Raw genomic sequence first — 21993 nt, forward strand, 5'->3', positions numbered from 1 at the left:
CCCTCTCTTAGACCGGCGGCGTGAAACCCGGCGGCAGCGTGTCCTGAAACGATTTGCGGCGGGTGACACGCTCGTGCCATCCGGACAGTTCGGACGCCTCCGCCCGCCAGTCGTGCGGAAAGCGGAAATCGACGTACTGGAGCGCCACGCCCAGGATGAGATCGGCGAGCGTGAAACGGTTGCCGACGAGGAAGGTGCCGCCGCCGAAGCGCTGCGCGGCGAGCGCGATCGCGCGGCGGATGCGCGCTTCCTCGCGCCCGATCTTCTCGGGCATCTGCTTGTCGGCGGGCCGGCGCGATTCCAGCACGCGCGCGACCGCGGCGTCGATGATGCCGTTGCCCAGCGCCTGCCACCACTGCGCCTGCCAGTAACCCGCGGGATCCCTGGGCGTGAGGGTCTTGCCGTCGACGTGATCGAGGTAGTGCACCACCAGCGTCGACTCGAAGAGGTAGTTGTTCGGTTCGATCTCGAGGGCCGGGACCTTCCCGAGGGGATTGCGCGCCGGAATCGGGCTGTCGGCGGCCCACGGGTCTTCGTCGACGAACTCGACCGCCAGCTTTTTCTCGGCCACGAGCACCCGCGCCTTGCGTACGTAGGGCGAGGTCGGCGAACCGTAGAGCTTCACTTGTCGCTCCTCCTTCTTTTTGAGGAGCCATTGTAGCCGCTGCGTCGCGGCGTTTTCGGCGTGCCGGCCGCAGCGCCGACGCTTGTACGGACAAGTTGACAGCCGGGGGCGACCGGCCTATGATTCTACTTGTCCGGACAAGTTGCTCCGCGTCCCCCTTTCCTTCAGGAAACCCCCATGATCACCGTGAACCGCCTCGGTAAGCACCTAGGCGCCGAAATCTCCGGCGTCGACCTCTCCAAGCCGCTCGACGACGCGACGTTCGAGCAGATCCACAAGGCCTTCTTCGACAACGAGGTCGTCGTCTTCCGCAATCAGAAGATCACGCCCGCGCAGCAGATCGACTTCACCCGCCGCTTCGGCACGCTCGAAGTGCACGTGCGCAAGGAGAGCCGCCTCGAAGGCCATCCCGAGATCCTGATCGTCTCCAACGTGCTCGACGCCAACGGCAAGGCGATCGGCGCGCAGGACGCCGGACGCTTCTGGCACAGCGACCTCTCCTACAAGAAAGAGCCGAGCATGCTCTCGGCGCTGTATGCGGTCGAGGTGCCGGTCAAGGACGGACGTGTGCTCGGCGACACCGCTTTCGCGAGCACGACCGCGGCATACGAAGCCCTGCCCGAAGAGACCAAGCAGCGCATCGCCAAGCTCAAGAACGTCCACAGCTACCGCTTCTACCGCAACAAGAACATCGCGGCGCAGAAGGAAGAGCAGGCGCGCGGCCTGCGCGTGGTGCAGGAGCACATCCTCACCGACGAGCAGCTCGCGAGCGTGCCGGACGTCGAAGTGCCGATCGTGCGCACGCACCCCGTCACCGGCAGGAAAGGCCTCTTCATCAACGAAGCGCACAGCCCGAGCATCGTCGGACTGCCTTCGGCCGAATCGGACAAGCTGCTGAACGAGCTGTGCCAGCACGTCATCAAGCCCGAGTTCCAGTACGTCCACCACTGGCAGCCCGGCGACCTCCTGATGTGGGACAACGCCGCGGCCCAGCACAAGGCGAAGTTCGACTACGACCTGCCGCTGCGCCGCCTGATGTACCGCACGACGGTGCGCGGAACGGCGGCGGTCTGACATGGCGCGCGCGGACGGGCTGATCACGGTCTGGCTCGACGTTGCGGACTCGCACGACGAGGAATTCAACGACTGGTACAACCTGGAGCACCTGCGGCAATGCGTCGACCTGCCCGGGTTCGTCCGCGCGCGGCGTTACAAGGTGGACGACGCGCCGCTGCGCTACCTCGCGTGGTACGAGACCGCCGACGAGAACGTGGAAAGCGGCGCGGACTTCCAGGGCATCGTCGAGAAGCCCACGCCGTGGTCGCAGCGCGTGCGCAAGCTCTACGGTGACAAACGCGAGCGCATGAACTTCAAGCTCATGCGCGACGTCGGCGATACGAGCTCGACCGACGCGCCGTGGCTGTACATCGTGCACACCGACATCCCCGACGACGTCGTGGACGAGTACAACGCGTGGTACGACAACGAGCACCTGCCGCGGCTCGTCACTGTCCCCGGCGTGGTGCGGGCACGCCGCTACGCCGCGACCGCGGGCAATCCCCGCTATCTCACGGCCTACGAGCTGACCGATCCGGACGCGTTCGAAAGCCCCGAAGGCCTGAAAGCGCGCAAGACGCCGTGGACGGCCAAGATGCGCTCGCTCTTCACCAACACCCGCCGGCGGATGTGCCGCCTCATCACCCCGACGATCACGCACACGACGAGCGTTTGAGCGTCATTCCCGCGCAGGCGGGAATCCATTTTCGAACCGTCAAAGTCAAAATGGATTCCCGAACGCTCCCGCTGCCGCGGGTCGGGAATGACGCTCTTACTCGCGCTTTCTGTGCGCGCCTCTGCGTCCTCCGCGGTTAAAAACGCCTTTACAATCGGGCCATGAAGCCATGGTCCAATCCAAACGTCATTTCGTTCGCGCGCGCGGCCGAGGCGTTCCGTGACGGCAGCGACACCCCGCGCGACTTCCTCGAGCGCTGCATCGCCAATGTCGAAGCGCGCGAACCGATCGTCAAAGCCTTCGTAACGCTCGACCTCGAGGCGGCGCGCAAGGCCGCGGACGAGTCGGCCAGGCGCCACAAGGCCGGCAAGCCGTTGTCGCCCGTCGACGGCTGTCCGGTCGCCATCAAGGACATCATGGCGACCCGGGACATGCCCACACAGATGGGCAGTCCCGCGTTCAAAGGCTGGCAATCGGGACAGGACGCGGCGTGCGTGCACGCGCTGCGCCGCGGCGGCGCGATCATCTTCGGCAAGACCGTCACGACCGAGTTCGCCATCGGCTTCTCGGGACCGACGACCAATCCTTTCGATCCGAAGCGCACGCCCGGCGGCTCGTCGAGCGGAACGGCCGCGGGAGTGGGCAGCGGCATGTTCCCGGTCGGACTCGGTACGCAGACGCAGGGCTCGACGATCCGACCGGCCGCGTACTGCGGCGCGGTCGGCTACAAACCGACGATCGGCGCGCTGCACACCGCCGGCATCCATCCGCTCTCCGCGACGAGCGATCACCTGGGCGTGATCGGGGCGACGCTCGACGACGTGTGGTGCGTCGCTTCGCAGATCTCGCTGGGGGTCGGCAGTCCCGGCTACGGGTTTCTCGACCTGCCGGGCGCCACGGCGCCGGAGGCGGTGAAGCCGCGCCGGATGATCCGGCTGTACACGCGAGGCTGGAAGGAGATCGACGAGGAAACCAGGGGTGCGTTCGAAGCCACGGTCGAGGCGCTGCGCGCGCAGGGCGTGGACATCGTGGGCAAGGACGACGACGCACGCATCGACGCTTTCGAGGACGCGCTCGAGCGCGACGTCGACGGGGCGCTCGACATCGTGGCGTACGAGATGAAGTGGCCGTTCGAGGACTACATCGAGCGCTTCGGCGACGCGATCGGCAAGCGCATCCACGGCCTCATCGCGCGGGCGCGCGAGATGACGCCCGCAGCGTACGCCGACCTGCTCTACAAACGCGAAGGGATACGGCGCTATTGCCGGCACGTGGCGGCGCAGCTCGAAGCGGACTGCTATCTCACCCTCGCCTCGTCCGGCCCGGCGCCGCAGGGCTTCGAGCACACCGGCAGCCGCAGCTTCATCGTCTACGGCTCGTGGCTGGGCTTTCCGGCGTTCTCGCTGCCGCTGCTCCAAACGCAAGGGTTACCGTTCGGGCTGCAGCTGCTCGGACTCGATCACCGCGACGGGGAGTTGTGTGCGCGCGCGAACTGGGTGATGCAGAACCTCGGTGAACGGGTGAACGGGTAAAAAGCCTCGGTGGTTGCAAAACCACGACCGGCTGATCGAGCCGCTTGGCGTCCGGTTTTCACCTTGGTTTGTCTTGTTTTCTTTGCGCCCTTTCTTTTTCCTTCGCGTCCTTGTTCTTCCCTGCTTTTAACGGTCAACGGCCATACTCGAGCTTGAGGTCCATGCTGTAACGAAACCGGTCCGCCGGATAGATGCTGAACGTCACCTCGAACACGCGATCCTCGGCATCGATGTAGTGCCTCACCAGCGCAAGCCCCAGCGAACCCGCTTTGACTTTCAGCGCGCGCGCCGCTTCGTCGGGCATCGCCACCGCCCCGATCTCCTGCCGCACTTTCTCGGTCTTGATGCCGTAACGCTCTTCGACGAGCGAATAGATGGGCACGGTGCGCTTGCCGACTTCGGACGCGACCGAGTCGTAGCGCGCGTCGATGTAGACCTGCTTCCATGCCGCAGGCTCGCCGTTTTTTTCGTAGCGCACCGCTTCGATGAGACGCCATGAATCGGCCGGCTGCGCGCCGGGCAGCGGCGTCAGCGCCTCTTTCGCGCGCACGAGCTTGCGCCTCACGACCTTGAGCTCGGTGTTCTTGACGTATTCCCACAGGTCGGGAATCGCGTCCATCGCGAGCACGTAGCGCGATGCGGCTTTCGACGCCTGTATGCGCGTGCCCAGTCCCTGGTGCCGCGCGACCAGACCGAGCTCCTGCAGCACGCGCGTCGCTTCGCGCACCGTGTGGCGGCTCACGCCGTGGCGCTCGCAGAGCTCCGCTTCGGAAGGCAGCAGCGTGCCGACGGCGTACGTGCCCGCCTCGATGCCGCGGCCGATCTCCTCCGCGAGCTCGAGATAGCGCGGTTTCGGCCGTGCGTCGTTCATTCCACTTCAGCGCCCGTCATCGGAATGAGTTTCGCATCACTGCCGGCGAGCGCGCCGAAAGGCATGCACGCGACGACAAAGGCGGCCGCCGCTCGCACGATGGCATTCATGGAAACTCCCCGGGATTGGTACAGGACTGCTGCGAGCCCGTATTTTATCCCGCCCCCTGCCAGGCTTGAAATGGATTCCCGCCTTCGCGGGAATGACGGCGTTCGTCATTCCCGGCCGCGCAGCAGCGCGAACGACCGGGAATCCAACTCGACCTCAATCGATCTTCGCCCCCGTCATCCTGATGACCTTTCCGTACTTGTTGTAGTCCGACTGCAACCGCTTGGCGAACTGCTCGGGCGTCATGAGCATCGGGTCGAGGGTCTGGCCTTTGAGCTTCTCGGCGACGTCGGGCATCTTGAGAATCTTCTGGATGTCGCCGTTCAGCCGATCGACGATCGGCTTGGGCATGCCCGCGGGGCCGAAAGCGCCGATCCAGGCGGTGAACTCGTAGCCCGGCACGCCCGCTTCGGCGAGCGTCGGCACGTCGGGAAACGTTTCGACGCGGTAATCGGACGACACCGCGAGCGGCCGCACGCGGTTTTGCTTCACCTGCTGCATCACCGCGCCGATCGTGCCCAACTGCGCCTGAGTCTCGCCCGACGAGATCGAGATCGCCGCGGGACCGCCGCCCTTGTACGGGATGTGCGTCATCTTGATGCCGGCCATCTGCGCGAACAGCGCCATGGTGAGGTGCACGAAGCTGCCGTTGCCCGACGAGCTGTACACGATCTGTCCCGGCCGCGACTTGGCGAGCGCGATGAACTCCTTGACGTTCTTCACGGGCAGCGAAGGATGCACGATGAGCATGCCGATCTGCGCGCTGATCGGCGCGATGCCGACGAAGTCCTTCAGCGTGTCGTAGGGCAGCTTGCCGTAGAGGTGCGGGTTCGCGACGTGCGTCGCCGAGTGCACCATCAGGGTATAGCCGTCGGGCGGCGCTTTCGCGACCTGGTCCGCGCCTATCGTGCCTGCGGCGCCGCCGCGGTTGTCGACGACGAACTGCTGGCCTGCGAGCTCGCCGAGCTTCTGCGCGACGATGCGCCCGACGATATCGTTCGAGCCGCCCGGCGGCCATGGGATGACGACGCGGACAGGCTTCGCAGGATACTGCTGGGCAAACACGGGCGCCGCGAATGCCGCTGCGGCGAAGACGAGCAAAAGACGGGTACGACCGGTCATTCGGTAATCCTCCTCGTTGGTATGTTTGGGGGGCATTATGGGTGCAGCCGCAAGACACGGCAACGCACCGCGGCTAGAATCGGTCCACGCGTGTCAGGCTCTTCCGCACCGCACGAACCCTCAAGGAGATTTCCACGATGGCGCTTCCTCTCGAAGGCGTCCGGGTGCTCGATTTGACGAGCGTCATGGCCGGTCCCTATTGCACGATGGTGCTCGGCGACATGGGCGCCGAGGTGATCAAGGTCGAGAACTTCCCCGAAGGCGACGCTTCGCGGCGCTTCGATCCCAAGGTCAACGGCGAGTCGTACTGCTTCGCGGTGCTCAACCGCAACAAGAAGAGCATCGGCATCAACATGAAGGACCCGCGCGGCAAGGAGGCCTTCATGAAGCTCGCCGCCAGGGCCGACATCATCACCGAGAACTTCCGCCCCGGCGTGGTCAGGAAGCTCGGCATCGATTACGACTCGATCAGCAAATTCAATCCCGGCGTGATCTACGCGTCGATGTCGGGTTTCGGCCAGACCGGCCCGTACGGCAAGAAAGGCGGTTTCGACATCGTCGCGCAGGGCATGTCGGGCATCATGATGATGACCGGCGCACCCGGCGGCCGGCCCGCGAAGGTCGGCATCGCGATGAACGACATCGCGAGCGGCGTCACCGCGCTCTCCGGCATCCTCGGCGCGTACATCCAGAAGCTGCGCACCGGCAAAGGCCAGTACCTCGAAACCTCGCTCCTCGAAGCGGGGCTCGCATGGACGTTCTGGGAGTTCGGCGCGTACTTCGGCGGCGGCGAGGTGCCGACCGCGACCGGCACGCGCCATCGCCGCTCGACGCCGTACCAGGCGTACAAGACCAAGGACGGTTACGTCACGGTCGGCGCGAACAACAACAAGCTGTGGGCGAACTTCTGCAACATCGTCGTGCAGAAACCGGAATGGCTCGAAGACCCGCGCTTCAATCCGCTCGGCGCGAGGATGAAGAACATCGACGAGCTCGAGCGCGAGATCGAAACGGTGCTCACCACGCAGCCCACTGCGCACTGGGTCGAGCTGCTCGACAAGGCCGAAGTGCCGGGCGGCCCGGTCTACACCTACGCGCAGATCCTCGACGACCCGCACATCAAGGCACGCCGGATGGTGGTCGAGATGGACCACCCGAAGATCGGACGCATGAAAGCGATGGGCATCCCGGTGAAGTCGACCGGCGAGCTCCTCGAGATCCGCAAGCCCGCGCCGTGGCTCGGGCAGCACACCGACGAAGTGCTGCGCGAAGTCGGCTACGGCGACAGCGAGCTCGGGAAGATGTGGTCCGACGGCGTGCTCTACGACCGCTATCGCGAGAATGCGGCGGGCGCGGACGATCAATCGGCGGCGGCAGTGACGGCGCAGTAGTGGCCTGGATCTATCTCACCATCGCCGGCGTGCTCGAGATCGTCTGGGCGATCGGGCTGAAGTACACCGAAGGCTTCACGCGCGTGCTGCCGAGCGCGATCACGATCGTCGCGATGATCGCGAGCATATGGTTTCTCGCGCTCGCGCTGAAGACGATACCGCTGGGAACGGGTTACGCGGTATGGACCGGGATCGGCGCGGTGGGCACCGCGATCCTCGGCATCGCGCTGTTCAACGAGCCGGCGACTGCGGCGCGGCTGTCGTGCATCGCGCTGATCGTCGCCGGGATCGTGGGACTCAAGCTGGTGTCGGGCTAGTCGCCGGTCTGCCGGGTGGCCTGGGGACCGGAGCTCTGCGACAGCGAGCGGAAGAACGAGCGCAACCCGCCGGATGACTCGGGCTCGGCGGTTTTCTGCACCGCCGACGCGGCCACTGCGGCGTTTTCCGGCGCGGACGTGGTCGCGGCAGGTTTGTCGGCTGCCGCCGCCGTCACGGGCTTCTCCACCGCGGCTGTCGATGCCGGCTTGTCGGCCGGCGTAGCCGCCGGTTTGGCGGCCTGCTCGACAGCGACCGCCGGTGCCTGAGTCTGCGGCTGGGACGGCACCTGCGGTGCTTCCGCCGGTTTTTCGGGCGCGTTGACGACCGACGGCGACTTGTCCGCCGGCGCTTTCGCCGCTTCCTGCGTCGTCACCGGCAGCAGCCCGGTCGGCGCCTTCTCGTCCTCCTTCTTCGCAAAGGCTTCGCCGAGCGGCGTGCCCTCGACCATGATGTCGCCGCCGAGCTCGCACGCGTCGGAGCCCTTTTTGATCGTCAGCGTGCCGTTGATGACGCCGTCCATCCCGCAGTAGCGCTCGCGGTCGACGTTGCGGAAGATGAAGTGGTATTCGTTCTTGCGGTTCTCGACGAGGAACGTGCCTTTTTCGATCTCGACCGTGGTGAGGTTCCCGGTGTCCGACCACTTGCTGTACATGTCGCGGTCGCGCTGAAGGTAAACCGAGCAGGTGCGCGGCTTCCACTTGCTGTAGTAGGCGAAGCTGTCGACGGTGCCGCCGATCGTCACCACGGCGATGCGTGCGTGACGGTCTTCGGTGCCGAGGCGGCAGGCGAGCGTCTCGTGCTTGCCCCGAAGCTTCTTGGGACCGGGCTTCGCCTCGGCTTTGGCGGTGCGCTTGGCTTCGGGTTTACCCTTAGTGGCGGCGACGCCGGGAACGGCGAAAGCCATCAGTGCTGCGCCCAGGATGAGGCGGGTACTAAGCATGCGTCTGTCTTCTCCTCGTCGGCTGGCGGCGTGACCCGCGCTCGTGCGCCTGAGTTTACGACGCTGGATCGCCGCGCTTCAATCCACTTGCATCCGGTTACAGCGCGCGTACGATCGCGTCTCCCATCTCGGTCGTGCTCGCCCTGCCCCCGAGGTCGCCGGTGAGATGCTTGGCTTCGGCGATCACTTTGTCCACGGCGGCGGCGATAAGTTTCGCAGCCTCGGCCGCACGCGGCTCGTTGCGCTTGCGCCCGAGCCATTCCAGCGCCATCTGGCCCGACATGATCATCGCGTAGGGATTGGCAATGTTCCTCCCTGCGATGTCGGGGGCGGAGCCGTGGGTGGCCTGGGCCATCACCTGCGTGTGGCCCACGCAGATTCCCGGCGCCAGGCCGAGGCCGCCGACCAGCCCCGCGCCTTCGTCGGTGAGGATGTCGCCGAACTGGTTGGTGGTGACGACGACGTCGTACTGCTGGGGCCGCATGACGAGCTTCATCGCCATGCCGTCGACCAGCACTTCCTCGAGTTCACAATCCGGGAATTCCTTCGCCACCTTGCGGCATTCTTCGGCGAACATCCCGCAAACGAGCCGGTAGACCGGCTCCTTGTGCACCGCGGTAACCTTCTTGCGCCTGCGCGTCCTCGCGATCTCGAACGCTTCGCGCGCGACCCGGTTGGCGCCCTTGCGCGTGACGACGCGCGAGCCGATCGAGATCTCGTCGTTCGGCCGGAACTCGCCCGCGCCCGCGAACACCACGCTGCCCGACTGCATGCCTTCGGTCACCTCGCGCAGGAAGACGATGTCGACGTCCTTGTGCAGCGAAGGCAGGTTGGGGTAGGACTTCACCGGCTTGATGCTGGCGAACAGCTCGAACTTCTTTCTGAGCGGCGGATTGATCCAGGTGTTGTCGTTGCGCGGATACGCGTTGTGACCGATCGGTCCCTGCACCCAGCCGTCGACGGTGGCGAGCGTGTCGACGGTGATCTGCGGCATCGTGTGGCCGTGGGTCTCGTGGCCGCGCTTGCCGATCGGCAGCGGCAACCATTCGACTTCGAGCCCGGTTTTCGCGGCGGCCGCTTTCATGACCTTGATGCACTCGGGGACGACCTCGAGGCCGATGTCGTCGCCTTCCAGAATCCCGATCTTCAGCACGCTGCAATCCTCTTCAACAGACCCATGTTAGCGCGCGATTATAGCGGCGCAGGCCTTGCCGCGGCCGCCCCGCGATGTGCAAGAATGAAGTCCACGTTACGAGCAGGTGAGCGATGGCTACGCGCGTGCCGCACCGCATAGGGCTCTATCTCGCATTCGTGCAGTTTTTTTTCACGCTGACGTGGACCGTGTACGTCATCTACCTGCCGAAGCTCGCGGCGCAGGCCGGCATTCCCAGGGAGGCCGTGGTCTGGATCCTGATGGCGGACCAGATCATCTTCGTGGCGGTCGATTACGCGATGGGCGTCGCCGCCGATCGCATGGCGAAGGTGCTCGGCAAGCTCTCTTACGTGGTGCTCGCCGTCACGCTCGGGTCGTGTCTCGCTTTTCTCCTGCTGCCTTTCGTGGCCCCGGCAGGCGGCGCATGGCTCTTCCTGCTGTTCACCGCGGCGTGGACCGTGTCGTCGTCCGCGCTGCGCGCGCCGCCGCTGGTGCTGGTCGGCAAGTACGCCGCGCAGCCGTCGGTGCCGTGGCTCTCGGCGCTGTCGCTGTTCGGGCTCGGTCTCGCGAGCGCGGTCAGTCCCTACCTCACGATCGAGCTGCGCGACGCCGATCCGCGGCTGCCTTTCGTGCTGTCGAGCGTGGCGCTCGCGCTGGCGACGCTCGGCATACGCTGGGCCGAGCGCAACCTCGCACAGGACGCCGCGGAGGCGAAGGCTGCTGCGGTCGAGCCCGCGCCCGCCCCGTGGGCGGTGTGGTTCCTGATCGCGGTGCTGCTCCTGGGATTCGGCTTCCAGATCCACTTCTCGCTCAACACCGCCTCGCTCTTCCTCAAGCACGCGCCGCCGAGCGAGCTCCCGTACCTGATGCCGGTATTCTGGATCGGCTTCAACCTCCTCATGCTGCCGGCGTCGCTCGCCGCGAAGCGCTATGGCGGACTCCCCGTCGCGGCCGCCGGCGCGCTGCTCGCAGCGGTCGCGGCGCTGGGTACGCAATACGCCGTCACGAAGAACGAGCTCGTCGCGCTGCAGTTCGTCGCGGGCGGCGGCTGGGGCTGCGTGCTGATGAGCGCGTTCTCCGCCGCGATCGCGCTCGGCCACACCGGCCGCGAAGGGCGCATGACCGGCGCGCTGTTCTCGCTGCTCGCGCTCGCCGCGGTCGCGCGCATCGTCATCCTCGCCGCGCAGCTCAACACCCATTCGGTTTTCGTCGCGGCGTCGGCGTGGCTGCCGGTCGCCGCATGGGGCATCGCGGGCCTGCTGCTGCTCGCGCTGCTGCCGAAGCAGAAGAAACCGATGCCCGCGCCGGCATAACCCCACAGGAGGAATCCCGGATGGCGATGATCGTTCGCGCGTTCCCGGTGTTGCCGGGCAAGGAAAACGAAGCGCTCGACTTCGCGCGCGTGGCCAGCGGCACGCGCAACAAGGAGATGACGAGCTTTCTTTCGAGCTTCGGCGTCCGGCGCGAGACCTGGCACCTGCAGCGCATGGACGGCCGCACCTTCGTGATCGTCGTCACCGACGTCGAGCACCCGCCGCTCGAGAAAGCGCAGGCGTACGGCGCGTCTCAGGGCGCGTTCGAGCGCTGGTTCAAGGACCACATCAAGGCGCTGTGCGGGATCGATCCCGACGCGCAGCCGCTGGGGCCGCCGAGCGAGACCATCTTTCAGTGGGACAGTGCGGACAACCGCCGCCGCACGCTCGACGCGCCCGTGGCTGCGCCCTGATCGTCATCCCGGACGCGTGCGCGAAGCGCACGCGATCCGGGATCCATTTTGACTTTGAGCCCCTGAAAATGGGTCCTGGCGTACGCCAGGACGACGTCCGTCAGCGAGGCACCGACGCGCGCGCGATCTCCCCCGCATCGCCGAGCTTCTCGACGTTCCATGCGAGCGCGATCAGCGCGTCGGTCTGCTGCGGCGCGAGTATGCCTTTCGCGAGCGCGCGGAACTTCGCCTCGAGGTCGGCGTCGCTCATCGGACGGTCGAGACTGCCGATCGCGTGCTCGACGTACTTCTCCAGCGTGCGGCCGTCCGCGAGCTCGATCGTCACGCGCGTCTGGTCCTCGCGCATCGACGCGTCGACGGTCGCCTCGACGCGGTCGCGCAGGCGGATCACCTCCGGGTCGCGCACCACTGCATCGCCGTACTCCGCCTCGCTCGCGGCGCCGTGAATGATCGCCGCCGCGGCGGAGTGATAGACGCTGAACTTGCCTTCCAGGCCCACCTGCGGCGTCTTCTTGCCGGTGAGCTCGAGCACGAGCGGATGCACCTTCGCTTCGATGCGCTCGATGTCGCGCGCTTTCAGCCCGTGCTCGTTGCGTAGCTGTATGCACGCGTCGATGATCGGATGGATCACGATGCCGCATGCGTAAGGCTTGTAGGTGTTGAGCGCGATCTCCCACGCGTCGCCGAGCCCGTCGGTGATCTGGTTCGGATCGAACTTGGTCGACAGCACGTTCCCGAAGCCGCGCTTGGCTTCGATGCCCTGATTCGAGCTCGTGAAATCGCGCTGCGCGAGCAGCGCGGCGAGCAGACCGTTGCGCGCGGCGTTGCCCGGATGGAAGGGCTTGCACATCGTGCCGAACATCTCGCGCAGCCCCGACGACTGCGTCGCGGCGATGCCCAGCGCCCACGTCATCTGCTGCTCGGTGAGACCGAGCAGCCGGCCCGCCGCCGCGGCGGCGCCGAACACGCCCGCGGTGCCGGTGATGTGCCAGCCGACGTCGTAGTGGTTGGGATACACCGCGTTGCCGATGCGGCACTCGACTTCGACGCCGAGGATGAAGGCGTGCAGGAAAGCCTCGCCGGACACCGGCTGCTTTTCCGCGAGCGCGAGGATCGCCGAGGCGACCGGGCCGCTCGGATGGATGACCGTCTTCAGATGGGTGTCGTCGAAATCGAAAGTGTGCGACGTGATGCCGTTCATCAGCGCCGCGTGCAGGATGTCGAGCCGGTCGCGGCGGCCGAGCACGGTCGCCTGCGCGGGCCCCGAGAACGGCGACAGCGCAGCGAGCGCGCTCTCGACGGTCTCATGGCGGCTGCCCCCGACCGCACAGCCGAGCCAGTTGAGGAACGAGCGCGCGGCTTCGTGGCGGACAGCCTGGGGGATTAACGAGAACTGATGCTGAACGACGAACTTGGCGAGGGTCTTTGTGATGTCCATTTGATCCAGTGAAACGTAAAACGTGAAACGTGAAAGGTGAAACGTGAAACGTGGATCCCTGGGGCACCGCAGTGGCGTTACGTTTCACGCCTCACGTTCCACGTTTCACGCCTCACGTTCCACGTGCGCTAGCGCATCAAGTACTTCTTCTCCCACGCCTCGACGTCCTTGATCCCGAGCACCTCGTTGTATTCCTTGAACGTCAGGGCCTGCTCGCGTGCCTGTTTGCTGTTGCCGTCGCGCTTGAGCACGTTGAGGGCGTTGCGGATGCCCCAGCCCGCGGCATTGCGGCCGAGACCCGGATAGATGGCGATGCGGAACCCGAGCCGGTCGTAGTCCTCGGCCGTGAGGTCGCCGAGCTTGCCGAGATCTTCGACGTTGACGAGGCACGGCGCATCGATCTCACCGATGACGCGCGTGAGCTGCTCGATGATGTCCGGGCTGCTCTTCAGCTCGACGAAGATCACGTCGGCGCCTGCCTTGCGATACGCCTGGCCGCGGCGGATCGCTTCGTCGAGGCCGTGGCCCGACGCCGAATCGGTGCGCGCGATGATGATGAAGTCGTCGTCGCGGCGCGCCGCACACGCGGCTTCGACCTTGCCGACGTGCTCCTTCATCTCGACCACCGGGCGCGAGCCCGGCATGTGCCCGCAGCGCTTGGGCGAGACCTGGTCTTCGAGGTGAATTCCGGACACGCCCGCGGCTTCGAACTCGCGCACGGTGTGCTGCACGTTGACCGCGTTGCCGTAACCGGTATCGGCGTCGCAGATCAGCGGGATGTCGACGCATGCGGCGGCGCGATGCGCGTGCGCCGCGAACAGCGAAAGATCGATGAGGCCGACGTCGGGCCGGCCGAGCAGGCTCGCCGAGACGCCGTTGCCGGTCATGTAGACCGCTTCGAATCCCGCCTGCCGCACGATGCGCGCGCCGTAGGCGTCGTAGATGCCCGGCGCGACGACCATCGGGCCGTCGCTCAAACGTTTACGCAGTTTCTGTCTGACTGTGGTCATGCAATCTTCCAATCCGGATGTTCTTTGAGAAAGGGGATGAGGCCGCCCGCCGCGAGCAGCGACTGGATCTCGCGCGGGAGAGGTGCGAACGTGCAGCCGCCGTCGCGCCCGGCTGCCTTCAGCGTGCCGGCGGTCAGGTCGATCGAAAGCTCGTCGCCTTCGCGGATGGCGGAGATGTCGCACTCCATCAGCGCGAGGCCGTTGTTGATCGCGTTCCTGAAGAACTGGCGTCCGAACGCCGGCGACACGACCGCCGACACGCCGAGCACGCGCATCACCTGGATCGCCTGCTCGCGCGACGAGTTGATGCCGAAGTTCTTTCCCGCAACGATGATGTCGCCTTTTTCGAAGCGGCCGACGAAGCCTGCGTCGATCTGCTCGAACGCGTGCTGCGCGACGTACTCGGTATTCTTCCCCGGCATATATTTGGCCGAGCAGTGCACGTCGGTGTTGATCTCCGCGGGCAGGATCCGCGCACGTCCCTGGATGATGCCGCTCATGCCGCGGCCCTCCAGCGTCCGCCTTCGACTTCGCGCGGGTCGGTCAGCCTGCCCATCAGCGCCGATGCGGCGACGGTCGCGGCGGAGCCGATCCAGATCTCCGACGTCGGGTTGCCGAGCCGACCTTTGAAGTTGCGGTTCGCGCTCGAGATGATGGTCTGGTGGTCGCCGGGGATGAGGTGGCCGGTGATGTTGACGCACGTGCCGCAGCCGGCGGCTTCGAACGATGCGCCCGCGGCGGTGAGGATCTCGATCAGGCCTTCGCGCAGCGCCGCGAGATAGATCTGGCGCGACGCGGGCGTCACGATCATGCGCACGCCTTTGGCGAGACGGCGCCCTTTCAGTATCGCGGCGGCCTGGCGTATGTCGTCGAGGCGTCCGTTGGTGCACGTGCCGATGAGCGCGATGTCGATCTTCTGCCCCGCCACTTCGGGGACGCCGATCACGTCGTCGATCTGGTGGTTGCGCGCGACCTGCGGTGCCAGGTCCGAAGCGTCGATCGTGATGCGCTCGGCGTACTTCGCCTCGGCGTCCGCGAACACCGGCTTGGGCTCGCGCGCGCCGTGCGCTTTCAGCCACGCAAATGTCTTGTCGTCGGCTTCGAGCAGCGCCGCCTTGGCGCCGAGCTCCGCCGCGTGGTTGGACAGCGTCATGCGGTCGTCGATGTCCATCGCGGCGACAGCTTCGCCGCAGTATTCCAGCGCCTTGTAGTTCGCGCCTTCCGCGCCGAGCTTGCCGAGCATCGTCAGCGTGACGTCCTTCGCCCACACGCCGGGCTGGAGCTTGCCTTTGAGTTCGATGCGGATCGTCTCCGGCACGCGGAACCAGAGCTTGCCGGTCATCATCACCGCGGACACGTCGGTGCCTTCGACGCCGGTGCCGAACGCGTTGAACGCGCCGTACGTGGTCGAATGGGTGTCGGTGCCGACGACGAGATCGCCGCAGGTCAGGTGACCGCCTTCGGGCAGCACCTGGTGGCAGATGCCGTCGCCGACGTCGTAGAGCACCGCGCCGCGCTCGTCGGCGAAACGGCGCATCGCGACGTGGGTGTTGGCGGCTTCGGGATTGGGCGGCGGCGAGTAGTGGTCGAGGACGAGCGCGGTGCGCCCGACGTTCGGGAGCTGCCTGGCGCCGAGCTTCTCGATCTGCTTGAGCGCGTTGGCTGCCCGCGCGTCGTGGATCATCGCGAAGTCGACGCGGGCGACCACCACCTCGCCCGCGGAGACGGTGCGATCGGCGTGGCTGCCCAGGAGTTTTTCAGCGAGGGTATGAGGCACGGGGGATTTCCGGGAAGGCGAAACGCTCAATTTTACGGGAGTTCTCTGGCGCCGCGACGCGCGCTGTGGTATTAAGCCTCCTCGCTTTTGCCCCACCCCCTCCCGCATGGCCCAAGACCCGTCGCTCACCGCTTACGTCGCGCGTTTCGTCGTCGATACCAAAGGCAGCCGAATCCCCAAGGACGTGATGCACCTCGGCAAGCGCTCCATCCTCGACGGATTGGGCCTGGCGCTTGCGGGCAACGCGGCGGAATCGGGACACCTCGTGCGCACGTACCTGAGGAAGCTGGGCGCGACGAGCGACCGCGGCTCGACCCTGATCGGCACCGACCTCAAGGCCGCGCCGCGCTTCGCCGCTTTCGCGAACGGCATCGCGATCCACGCCGACGATTACGACGACACCCAGCTCGCAGTGGCCAGGGACCGCGTCTACGGATTGCTCACGCATCCCACCGCGCCGGCGCTGCCCGCGGCGCTCGCGGTCGGCGAACGTGCGGGGAGTTCTGGATTGGACGTGCTCACCGCCTACCAGATCGCGGTCGAGGTCGAGACCAAAGTGTGCGAAGCGATCGACCCACGTCATTACGATGACGGCAATCACTCCACCGCGACGATGGGGACGCTCGCTGCCGCCGCAGCCGCGTCGCGCCTCATGGGCCTCGACGTCGAGCAGGTTCGGCGCGCCCTGGGCATCGCCGCCAGCCAGTCGGCGGGCCTGCGCGAGAACTTCGGCACGATGACCAAGCCTTTCCATCCCGGGCGCTCGGCCGAATCGGGCATCGTCGCCGCGGAGTTCGCGTCCCTCGGCTGGACCGCCACGCCGATCGTGCTCGAAGCGGGCCGCGGCTTCTTCAAGGCGGCGGGCGGCGGTTACGACGCCGCAGCGATCGACGGCAAGCTCGGCAAGCCGTGGACCTTCGCTTTCCCCGGCGTGTCGATCAAGCCGCACCCCAGCGGCTCGCTCACCCATCCCGGCATGGGGCTCATGCTCGACCTCATCCGCGAGCACGACATCAAGCCCGCACAGGTCGTGAAAGTGCGCGTCGGCACCAACCGCCACATGCCGAACGCGCTCATCCACCATCGCCCGACGACCGAGCTGCAGGCGAAGTTCAGCATGGAGTTCTGCATGGCGATCCTGCTGCTCGAGCGCAAGGCCGGCCTCGCCGAATTCACCGATGCCGTGGTGAACCGCCGCGACGTGAAGAAAATGATCGAGAAGATCGACTTCGGGGTGCACCCGGAAGCCGAAGCCGCCGGTTATGAAAAGATGACGACGATCATCGACATCGAGCTGAAAGACGGCCGGACGCTCAGCGGCCGCGCCGACTTCGGCAAAGGCAGCCCGGCGAACCCGATGACCGACGAAGAGCTCGCCGCCAAGTTCCGCGAGTGTGCGGCATGGGGTGGGCTGCCGAAACCGAACGCCGAGAAGATCGTCGATCTCGTCTTCGGTCTGGAGAAGGTCCGCAACATCCGCGAGATCACGAAGTTGCTCAGCATCACGGCGAAAGGCAATCGACCGCCAAGGACGCAAAGGACGCAAAGGACGCAAAGGTAACCCGTCGGTGGTCACCTCCGGCGAGTGCCAATGGCGACAGCGCAAGCTACGAATTATTTTGTTTCGATTTTCCTTTGCGTCCTTTGCGTCCTTGGCGGTTAAAAAGCTTTTGATCTTGTCTTCCTACAGCAATCCCAAACGTTAAGGATCGACTCATGGCAAACCTCCCCACCATCGGCGTCATGCTCGGCGACGTCACCGGTATCGGGCCGGAGATCGCGGCCAAGGTGCTCGCTTCCGGCGCCTTCAGGGAACGCGCGAACCTCGTCGCGGTCGGCGACGAGCGCGTGCTGAAGCTCGGCATCCAGGAAGCCGGCGTGGAGCTTCCCTACACCCGCTACACCGCCATCGACGACGTGAAGTTCCCGCGCGGCGACCTGCCGCTGGTCGACCTCGGCAACATCGATCCTGCGCAGTTCAAGCGCGGCGTGCACTCGCCCGAGTCGGGCAAGCTCACCGGCGACACGTTGAAGGCGATGATCGACCTCGCGCTCGCCGGCAAGCTCGACGGGATCTGCTTCGCCCCGCTCAACAAGGGCGCGATGCACCAGGGCGGCTGGAAGTTCCACGACGAGCACCAGATGTTCGCCAAGCTCACCGATCACAGCGGCTTCTTCGGCGAGATGAACGTCATCAAGGAATTCAGCACGTTCCGCGTCACCTCGCACGTGTCGCTCAAGGAAGCGGTCGGTATGATCACGCCCGAGCGCATCACGGCCGCGGTGCACCTCGCGCAGGACAGCCTGAAAGCCGCCGGTCACGCGAAGCCGCGCATCGGTGTGGCCGCGCTCAATCCGCACTGCGGCGAGAACGGCCTCTTCGGCGACGAGGAGATCCGCATCATCCGCCCGACGGTGGAGAAGCTCCGCGCGGACGGCATCGAGTGCGTCGGCCCGGTCTCGTCGGATGCGATCTTCCTGAAAGCGCTGAAGGGAGAGTTCGACGGCGTCGTGATGATGTACCACGACCAGGGCCAGATCGCGACCAAGCTCCTCGGCTTCAACAAGGGCGTGACGGTCACCGCCGGTCTCAAGACGGTGTTCACCACCCCCGCGCACGGCACCGCCTACGACATCGTCGGACAAGGGAAGGCGGATCCGGGCGCCATGACTCACGCGCTCGAGCTTAACGTGCAGCTCGCAACTTCGCGCAAGGCCGCGCGCGCGCAGGCTTCAGCGGCATAGCAGCACCCATTACTACGGAGGAAACACATGAAGGTCCCGGCAATTCGCATCATCACCCTTAGCATGGCGGTGCTCGCCTGCTACGGCGGCAGCGCCCTGGCAGCGGCGTATCCCGACAAACCCATCCGCATGATCGTCGGCTTCGCGCCCGGCGGCGGCACCGACACCACCGCGCGCGCGCTCACGCCCAAGCTCTCCGAGCGCCTCGGCCAGCAGGTCATCGTCGACAACCGTCCCGGCGCCGCAGGCAACATCGCGACCGAGATCGTCACCAACGCACCGGCGGACGGCTACACCATCCTCATGGGCACGATCGCGGCGCTCTCGATCAACCCGACGCTGTACGGCAACCTGCCGTTCAATCCGCTGAAAGACCTCGCGCCGGTGACGCAGGCGGTGGACTCGACCAACATCCTCGTCGTGCATCCCACCGTGCAGGCGAAAACCGTGAAAGAGCTGATCGCGCTCGGCAAGAGCGGCAAGCCGCTGAACGGCGGCTCGTCGGGCATCGGCGGCGCGGGCCATCTCGCGCTCGAGCTCTTCAACGTGAGCACCGGCACCAAGATCACGCACGTGCCGTACAAAGGCGGCGGCCCGGCGATGACCGATCTCCTCGGCGGCCAGATCAACCTCATCTTCGCGACCGCCGCGAGCGCGATCCCGCACATCAAATCGGGCAAGATCCGCGGCCTCGCGGTGACGACGCTCAAGCGCTCGCAGCTCGTGCCCGACCTGCCGACGGTCGCCGAAGCCGGCGTTCCCGGCTTCGAGGCGAACAACTGGTACGGCATCGTCGTGCCGGCCAAGACGTCGCGTCCGATCGTCGATCGCCTCAACAAGGAGTTCGTCGCGGTGCTCAACATGCCCGACGTCAAGGAAGTGCTGTTCCGCCAGGGCCTCGACGCGCATCCCTCCACCCCCGAGCAGTTCGGCAAGTACATCCAGGCCGAGACCGTGAAGTGGGCGAAGGTGATCAAGGCTTCGGGCGCGAAGCCGGAATAACCGTGTAGCGCAGGCGCCCTCGCCTGCAAGGGTTTGAGGGCGTGTTTGCTGCAGGCGAGGCGCCTGCGCTACGGCCGGATTATTGCAATACCGACGCAGGTGCCATAAACCTGCGCAGCGAATAACAAAAAGAAAGAACAGGGGGGCGTACCAACAGATTCCGAGGTTTTTACAATGCGACACTCCGCAGTCGTAACTCTCCGCACCCTGGCCGCGGCAGCAGCCGCAGCCGTCGTCAGTCCTGCTTTCGGCGCCTCCGGCGAGTGGACCCCGTCCAAACCGGTGCGCATGATCGTGGGCTTCCCGCCCGGCGGCGCGACCGATCTCGTCGCGCGACAGATCGCGCCGAAGATGGGCCAGGGCCTCGGCCGTCAGGTCATCGTGGACAACCGGCCCGGCGCGAACGGCGTCATCTCCAACGAGCTCATCATGCGCGCCGACCCCGACGGCCACACGATCGGCTTCGGCCACATCGGCACACTGGTCATCAGCCCGGCGATCCAGAAAGTGCCGTACAACGTTTACAAGGACCTGGCGCCGGTCGGCATGGTGGTGTCGCTGCAGAACATCATCGTCGTGACGCCTTCGCTCCCCGCCAAGACCGTGAAGGAGTACGTCGCGCTCGCGAAGTCCAAGCCGGGCAGCATGCTCTTCGGCTCGTCGGGCAACGGCAGCCCGGGGCATCTCGCCGCGGTGCTGCTCGAAACGATGTCTGGCGCCAACCTGACCCATGTCCCGTACAAGGGCGGCGGTCCGATGATCACCGACCTCGTCGGGGGCCAGATCCCGTCGGCTTTCGCGGTGATCTCGACCGGTCTGCCTCACGTGCGCTCGGGCAAGGTGCGCGCGCTCGCGGTGACCGGTGAAAAGCGAGCGGCCGCGGCGCCGACCGTCCCGACGGTCGCCGAATCGGGCTACAAGGGTTACGCGGCGACCAACTGGTACGGCATGCTCGCGCCCGCCGCGACGCCCGCCAACATCATCGAGCGTTTGAACCACGAGATGAACGCCGCGCTGCGCTCGCCGGAAATCGTCAACAGCCTGCGGGACAGCGGCATCGACGCCGCACCCTCGACGCCGGCGGACTTCTTCAAGTTCGTGCAGACCGAAGAGAAGAAGTGGGCTCCGATCATCAAGAAGTCCAACATCAAAGTTGATTAAGCGCGCCGAAGCGCGCTTAATCAACCTCGTCCGGTGAACGCCAAGGAGGGAAACCAAGGTTTCCCTCCTTGAACCTTTACGCTCGCTCTCGCTCGCGAGTCGTCTCTCAAGAGGAGCGGTCATGTCCGATCACGTCTACAAGTACATCGAGCTCACGGGTTCATCCAAGGCCAGCATGGAAGACGCGGTGAAGAACGCGATCTCGCGCGCGAGCAAGACGCTGCGCGGGATGCACTGGTTCGAGGTGACGGACACGCGCGGCTTCATCGAGAACGGCGCGGTGGCCTACTGGCAGGTGACGGTCAAAGTCGGTTTCACTCTGGAAGAGTGAAACCCCTTTGACTGTCATTCCCGACCCGCGATCCGGGTCCAAAATGGGTCCCCGCCGTCGCGGGGACGACGATCCGCGTCGCCTACGCGGGAATGACGGACCTCCCGGCGCCTGATCAGGAGCCGAAGAACCCCTTCAACTCCGAGTAAACGTCCTCCGGCGCCTGCTCCGCCGGATAGTGCCCGCACGGCAGCGCTTTGATGCGCTGGATGTTCGCCGCGTACTGCGGCCACGCCTTGCGCGGATCGTAGAATTTCTCGGTGTGCGAGAGCTCGCCCCAGTAGATCGCGGCGGGGCACTGCACCTTGCGCCCTGCTTCGAAATCGGCGGTGTCCATCTGCATGTCGATGCCCACGCCCGCGCGGTAGTCTTCGCACACCGCGTGGATGTTCTCGGGCGTGCAGCAGCGCGCGTATTCCTTTAGCGTCTCTTCCGAGAATCCGCCCTTGCCGATGCCCATCTTGGTGAGCTTCTTGAGGATGTAGTAATCCTCATTGCCCGAGATGAGCTTCTCGGGGATGTCGTACGGCTGCGCCATGAAGAACCAGTGATACGAGTTCAGCGCCCACTGCCAGGTCGCGCCGGTGAGGACGTTGTGCGTCGGCAGGATGTCGAACGTCGCGAGCTTCTGCACCTTGTCGGGATGATCGAGCGCCATGCGGTGCGCGGCGCGGCCGCCACGATCGTGGCCGGCCACGCAGAACGTGTCGAAACCGAGGTGCGCCATGACTTCGACGCCATCGAGCGCCATGCGGCGGAACGAGTAGTTGCTGTGATCCTCCTTGCCGCGCGGCTTGCCGCTGTCGCCATAGCCGCGCAGGTCCATCGCCACGACGGTGAAGTCCTTCGCAAGCCGCGGCGCGACGAGGTGCCAATGCACGTGCGTGAGCGGGTTGCCGTGGATGAGCAGCACGCCGGGGCCGCTGCCGCCGTAGCGCAGGTTGATCTTCACTTCGGGATCGCTGGTCTGGACCTGGATCTGCTTGAATCCTTCGAACATCGCTGGCTCCT

At 65.9% G+C, this 21993-nt stretch carries 22 protein-coding genes; 12 read left to right on the plus strand and 10 right to left on the minus strand.

All coding sequences use genetic code 11. The features are described 5' to 3' along the window. Window positions 1-7 precede the first annotated feature (7 nt). Window positions 8-625, minus strand: coding sequence for a glutathione S-transferase N-terminal domain-containing protein (locus tag VHP37_21230; GenBank protein ID HEX2828887.1), 618 nt, complete (start codon window positions 623-625; stop codon window positions 8-10). A gap of 177 nt (window positions 626-802) precedes the next feature. On the opposite strand from VHP37_21230, the gene VHP37_21235 reads away from it, so the two are divergent. From VHP37_21235 to VHP37_21245, 3 genes are all read left to right on the plus strand, one after another. After that, a complete protein-coding gene (locus VHP37_21235) occupies window positions 803-1699 on the plus strand; it encodes a TauD/TfdA family dioxygenase (protein HEX2828888.1) in 897 nt (298 codons plus the stop codon). 1 nt (window position 1700) lies between these two features. Further along, complete coding sequence (locus VHP37_21240) at window positions 1701-2357, plus strand: hypothetical protein (GenBank protein HEX2828889.1); 657 nt, start codon at window positions 1701-1703, stop codon at window positions 2355-2357. Between the two features lie 161 nt (window positions 2358-2518). Further along, window positions 2519-3889: an amidase gene (locus VHP37_21245; protein HEX2828890.1), complete on the plus strand. Its 1371-nt coding sequence runs from the start codon at window positions 2519-2521 to the stop codon at window positions 3887-3889. A gap of 133 nt (window positions 3890-4022) precedes the next feature. Here VHP37_21245 and VHP37_21250 read toward each other — a convergent pair whose 3' ends face one another. Both VHP37_21250 and VHP37_21255 read right to left on the minus strand, forming a co-directional pair. Beyond that, window positions 4023-4760, minus strand: a complete 738-nt coding sequence (locus tag VHP37_21250; protein HEX2828891.1) for a GntR family transcriptional regulator — start codon at window positions 4758-4760, stop codon at window positions 4023-4025. A gap of 264 nt (window positions 4761-5024) precedes the next feature. After that, the gene (locus tag VHP37_21255; GenBank protein ID HEX2828892.1) at window positions 5025-5990 is read right to left on the minus strand and encodes a tripartite tricarboxylate transporter substrate binding protein; all 966 of its coding nucleotides are present in this window, start codon (window positions 5988-5990) and stop codon (window positions 5025-5027) included. A gap of 137 nt (window positions 5991-6127) precedes the next feature. On the opposite strand from VHP37_21255, the gene VHP37_21260 reads away from it, so the two are divergent. Together VHP37_21260 and sugE are read left to right on the plus strand one after the other, a co-directional pair. Then, a complete protein-coding gene (locus VHP37_21260; protein ID HEX2828893.1) occupies window positions 6128-7381 on the plus strand; it encodes a CoA transferase in 1254 nt (417 codons plus the stop codon). After that, window positions 7381-7698, plus strand: a complete 318-nt coding sequence (gene sugE, locus VHP37_21265; GenBank protein ID HEX2828894.1) for a quaternary ammonium compound efflux SMR transporter SugE — start codon at window positions 7381-7383, stop codon at window positions 7696-7698. Before VHP37_21260 ends, sugE begins: the two co-directional genes overlap by 1 nt. Here the strand turns inward: sugE and VHP37_21270 are convergent. Both VHP37_21270 and VHP37_21275 read right to left on the minus strand, forming a co-directional pair. Continuing rightward, window positions 7695-8639, minus strand: coding sequence for a hypothetical protein (locus tag VHP37_21270; GenBank protein ID HEX2828895.1), 945 nt, complete (start codon window positions 8637-8639; stop codon window positions 7695-7697). The genes sugE and VHP37_21270 overlap by 4 nt on opposite strands. 97 nt (window positions 8640-8736) lie before the next feature. Continuing rightward, window positions 8737-9792: an isocitrate/isopropylmalate family dehydrogenase gene (locus VHP37_21275; protein ID HEX2828896.1), complete on the minus strand. Its 1056-nt coding sequence runs from the start codon at window positions 9790-9792 to the stop codon at window positions 8737-8739. A gap of 113 nt (window positions 9793-9905) precedes the next feature. Between VHP37_21275 and VHP37_21280 the strand changes: the two genes are divergently transcribed. Next, complete coding sequence (locus VHP37_21280) at window positions 9906-11105, plus strand: MFS transporter (GenBank protein ID HEX2828897.1); 1200 nt, start codon at window positions 9906-9908, stop codon at window positions 11103-11105. A gap of 20 nt (window positions 11106-11125) precedes the next feature. Beyond that, a complete protein-coding gene (locus VHP37_21285) occupies window positions 11126-11518 on the plus strand; it encodes a hypothetical protein (GenBank protein ID HEX2828898.1) in 393 nt (130 codons plus the stop codon). A 100-nt stretch (window positions 11519-11618) separates the two neighbouring features. Here VHP37_21285 and VHP37_21290 read toward each other — a convergent pair whose 3' ends face one another. The 4 genes from VHP37_21290 to VHP37_21305 form a co-directional block, all read right to left on the minus strand. Beyond that, complete coding sequence (locus VHP37_21290) at window positions 11619-12956, minus strand: MmgE/PrpD family protein (GenBank protein ID HEX2828899.1); 1338 nt, start codon at window positions 12954-12956, stop codon at window positions 11619-11621. 128 nt (window positions 12957-13084) lie between these two features. Beyond that, the gene (locus VHP37_21295) at window positions 13085-13966 is read right to left on the minus strand and encodes an oxaloacetate decarboxylase (protein HEX2828900.1); all 882 of its coding nucleotides are present in this window, start codon (window positions 13964-13966) and stop codon (window positions 13085-13087) included. Beyond that, the gene (locus VHP37_21300; GenBank protein ID HEX2828901.1) at window positions 13963-14466 is read right to left on the minus strand and encodes a 3-isopropylmalate dehydratase; all 504 of its coding nucleotides are present in this window, start codon (window positions 14464-14466) and stop codon (window positions 13963-13965) included. The genes VHP37_21295 and VHP37_21300 overlap by 4 nt, the downstream gene beginning before the upstream one ends. Further along, the gene (locus VHP37_21305; protein HEX2828902.1) at window positions 14463-15743 is read right to left on the minus strand and encodes a 3-isopropylmalate dehydratase large subunit; all 1281 of its coding nucleotides are present in this window, start codon (window positions 15741-15743) and stop codon (window positions 14463-14465) included. The genes VHP37_21300 and VHP37_21305 overlap by 4 nt, the downstream gene beginning before the upstream one ends. 106 nt (window positions 15744-15849) lie before the next feature. Here VHP37_21305 and VHP37_21310 point away from each other — a divergent pair, with 106 nt between their 5' ends. From VHP37_21310 to VHP37_21330, 5 genes are all read left to right on the plus strand, one after another. Then, the gene (locus VHP37_21310; GenBank protein ID HEX2828903.1) at window positions 15850-17304 is read left to right on the plus strand and encodes an MmgE/PrpD family protein; all 1455 of its coding nucleotides are present in this window, start codon (window positions 15850-15852) and stop codon (window positions 17302-17304) included. 155 nt (window positions 17305-17459) lie between these two features. Next, a complete protein-coding gene (locus VHP37_21315; protein ID HEX2828904.1) occupies window positions 17460-18488 on the plus strand; it encodes a 4-hydroxythreonine-4-phosphate dehydrogenase PdxA in 1029 nt (342 codons plus the stop codon). 27 nt (window positions 18489-18515) lie between these two features. Next, window positions 18516-19490, plus strand: coding sequence for a tripartite tricarboxylate transporter substrate binding protein (locus VHP37_21320; GenBank protein HEX2828905.1), 975 nt, complete (start codon window positions 18516-18518; stop codon window positions 19488-19490). 174 nt (window positions 19491-19664) lie between these two features. Then, entirely contained in the window at window positions 19665-20651 is a 987-nt protein-coding gene (locus tag VHP37_21325) for a tripartite tricarboxylate transporter substrate binding protein (protein HEX2828906.1), read from the plus strand. Window positions 20652-20772: 121 nt separating this feature from the next. Then, complete coding sequence (locus VHP37_21330) at window positions 20773-20982, plus strand: dodecin (protein HEX2828907.1); 210 nt, start codon at window positions 20773-20775, stop codon at window positions 20980-20982. A 115-nt stretch (window positions 20983-21097) separates the two neighbouring features. Here VHP37_21330 and VHP37_21335 read toward each other — a convergent pair whose 3' ends face one another. Then, a complete protein-coding gene (locus VHP37_21335) occupies window positions 21098-21982 on the minus strand; it encodes an alpha/beta hydrolase (GenBank protein ID HEX2828908.1) in 885 nt (294 codons plus the stop codon). Window positions 21983-21993 lie beyond the last annotated feature (11 nt).

The sequence above is a fragment of the Burkholderiales bacterium genome (genome assembly GCA_036262035.1).
In the GTDB taxonomy this organism is placed as follows: domain Bacteria; phylum Pseudomonadota; class Gammaproteobacteria; order Burkholderiales; family SG8-41; genus JAQGMV01.